Source organism: Kyrpidia sp., from assembly GCF_023512215.1.
Classification (GTDB): domain Bacteria; phylum Bacillota; class Bacilli; order Kyrpidiales; family Kyrpidiaceae; genus Kyrpidia; species Kyrpidia spormannii.
The window spans coordinates 1-2907 of sequence record NZ_JAILZZ010000110.1 but is presented as its reverse complement, the minus strand read 5'-3'; the positions used below and the strand labels follow the sequence as shown (position 1 = coordinate 2907).

3 protein-coding genes are annotated in these 2907 nt (G+C 55.3%); 1 reads left to right on the top strand and 2 read right to left on the bottom strand.

Annotation, left to right across the window (positions count from 1 at the left end; all coding sequences use genetic code 11):
- Positions 1-381: AAA-type ATPase lid domain-containing protein (locus K6T64_RS16615; RefSeq protein WP_288011318.1), on the top strand; the 381-nt coding region annotated here is incomplete at its 5' end.
- Between the two features lie 146 nt (positions 382-527).
- On the opposite strand, the gene K6T64_RS16610 is transcribed toward K6T64_RS16615, so the two are convergent.
- Together K6T64_RS16610 and K6T64_RS16605 are read right to left on the bottom strand one after the other, a co-directional pair.
- Complete coding sequence (locus K6T64_RS16610; RefSeq protein WP_288011315.1) at positions 528-2030, bottom strand: hypothetical protein; 1503 nt, start codon at positions 2028-2030, stop codon at positions 528-530.
- The coding region (locus tag K6T64_RS16605) for a KGGVGR-motif variant AAA ATPase (protein ID WP_288011312.1) at positions 2027-2907 on the bottom strand (881 nt) is incomplete at its 5' end. The genes K6T64_RS16610 and K6T64_RS16605, both read right to left, overlap by 4 nt.

Genomic DNA, 2907 nt, shown 5'->3' with positions numbered 1-2907 from the left:
TTATCCGTTTATAACCAGAAATATGGGCGCAAGGTGCAATTCCATCCGGATGTTATGCCCTATTTCTTAACCTACCCATGGCCCGGGAATATTCGAGAGCTCCAAAACATTGTGGAGCGGTTGGTGGTGACCTGTTCGGAACCCTTGATTCGACCGGAACGATTGCCGGACAAGTTGAGACACTACGATGGGCCGGAGGAAGGCGCGGCAAACAAATCCTTAAAAGAATTGGTTGAGGAGTTTGAGAGGAATATCATCCACAATGCAATGCAAAGGTATAAAACCATGAAGGAAGTCAGTGAACACTTGAAAGTCGACGTGTCCACGATCAGCCGGAAAGCAAGAAAGTACGGCATAAGACATGGCTCCAGCAATTTGTGAAACCGACGATGCCCCGTTCGAACGCAAGAAAGGCGGGTGAGAGCGTCGACAACCACCGCCCGGTTCGTGCTCTTCTTCGCGCATCCGCCTCATATAAAACCGCTTCGACTCCTGAAGCCGAATCGGCAGGCGGGCAACATCCCTGTTCACCCTCCGTCCCTTGGGCGAACCGGCTTGACGCCGCCCTTGCGACCCAAACCGTAGCCGATACGGTACACATCCGGAATATTGACCCGCCCGTCGCTCATCCGGTAAAAGATGCCCAGTTGCTCCAAATCTTCCCGAACTCCGGGTACCCCTTCGTCAAGGTGTGCCGGTGCAAGCTCTTCCCCACTTTCGCCGAAGCGTCGACGGAGTTCGTCGAGCGAATCTTCCTTCTCCCAGCGCTGAACCACTTCGTGAAAATCACACGGCACCACAAGACCCCGGAGCGGCTCCATGAGAACATCCACCCAGGGGTAATCTTCTTTCAACTCCCTCACGCGAATCTGGGAAGCTTTGCGGACACCGCGCTTGATGCTTTCATAATATAACGCGGTTTCATGTTTCGAGGGCTGGTTTTGGCTATCCTCCACCGCCTCACGAAGAGCCGCCAGAAACGATCGCGGGCTGACGCGCTGGTTGGCATCCGAAAGGTGGTTGGGGATCCAGGTGTACGGGTAACCGCGCCGATGATCCCGTCCCATCCAGGGACCTGTAATAGCATGGAAGACCTCCCGCTGCAGGGTCTCCTCGTGAATTACCTGGGGAACCACCCGCCAAATCGTTCGCTTTCCGATGTCCACTCCCTCCCACCGCAACCCCAATGCAGCGGACGCTTCCCGAAACTGTCCCGCCGGATCCACCGCGGCATTGCCAAGATATTGCCAGAATAGCCCATAAAGATCGTGTGGAGGCCAGGAAAGCACGATTTTTGAAGACAGCACTTTTGATCCGTCTGCAAAATTGGCCACCCGACTCTCATCCAGTTGATCCGACCGAAGGAACGCCTTCACCCGCAGGCGCCGATACGGGCGAAACTCCAAAGCCGTCTCCAGCAAGCCCCGAATTAAGATGTACATATTTTTCCAATTGTCTGCTGCCCGGTCCAGGGCATCAAACAAAACGATGAACCACGTGCTTTTTTCATCATATTCTTTGTCCCGGGCTTCGAGGAGCCGCCCCACCTGCTCGGGATTGTCCCGAACCCATGTGTAGCGTTCCTGCCAAAAATTCATGCGCCGCACCGGGTCTCCGGTCCCGGACAATTTGTGTACGATCACCGTTTTCCAGATCAGTCGCGGATCCGAGCCTTGAAGAAGGAGTTGTTTCAGCATATCGCGATCGGGGTATTCGTCAGGTTTATGGGTTTCTCCAAATCCCACCGCAACTTCGATCGGATCCTTTAGTTCAGCCACCGGTGAAAGCTTCGCCACCAACTCCCGAATCGGGGGTTGTTGTAACGCAGCCCACCAAAAGCTTTTGCCGGCCCCCCGCATGCCTTCGACAACCATGGTATTCGGACGCAAAGCTTTAGCATGGGAGGCGGGCAAATATACGTTTCCAGGATCCGGTGCCTCACCATGGAGAGACACATCTTTGGGCAAAGCATGATCCATCAGGAAGCGCAACTCACTCGGCGACAAAAGAGAAAACCTGCCCGTACTCATGGCTTCGCCCCCTCACATTGGGCCATCCAATCGTCAAACCACCGGAGAAACCGTTGGTAAGCATAACCCACGACACTTTTGTCGACGTTCTGCAACGACGACACGGCTGCAAGCCCCTCATTCCAATAGATGGGAATGGGCTGGTGCGGAGCATTGTCGTCCATGAGATCAAACGAAAAAAGGTCCTCACCGGCCGGATCCGTTTCATCCTCCACTTCATCGTACAAGGTGTCCCGGAACAGATCCCAGGCCGCTTCTCGAAAATGGTCCAAATAATACGGTCGCCTCGGGGGAACCAGAGCCGCCACCAAAGAGAGGCGATTCCTCATCCGCCGGGCCGTCCCATAAGTGTGCCAATGGCGAAAAAGTACCCGATAGCCCATCCACGTTGCCTCAGTGTCAGCGGCAAATAGAAGCACGTGGGCCCCCAGTTCCGTCACCAAGGCCGCCGCAATGTCGTGCAGCCCACTCCGACTGTCCAACAAGACCACATCCGGCTGCTCCTGCTTCTCAAGGGTGTCCAAAAAACGTTGCAGCCGCTCCGTCCACCGTTGCGGTCTTTCTCCCAGGTGAAATGCAGGCCGGTCCAGATAAACCCGTCCCAATTTCGCAATGTACTCCTGAGAGTCAAAGGTGTAGGCCGGAACGACCATGATTTCACCCAGCATATCCTGGCCCCAACGGGGGCGAGCGACCATATCGCGGACCACTTCATCTCCTTGACCGACCAAGTCTTCGATAAACCAGTCCACAACTCCCCATCGCGGATATTCATCCGGGCCCAGCAGCGCCACCGCCAATCCCGGCGCTTTCAGATCAAGATCCACGAGGAGCACTCGCTTTCCTTGGTGTGCAAGATGTTGGGCAAGAACGGCCG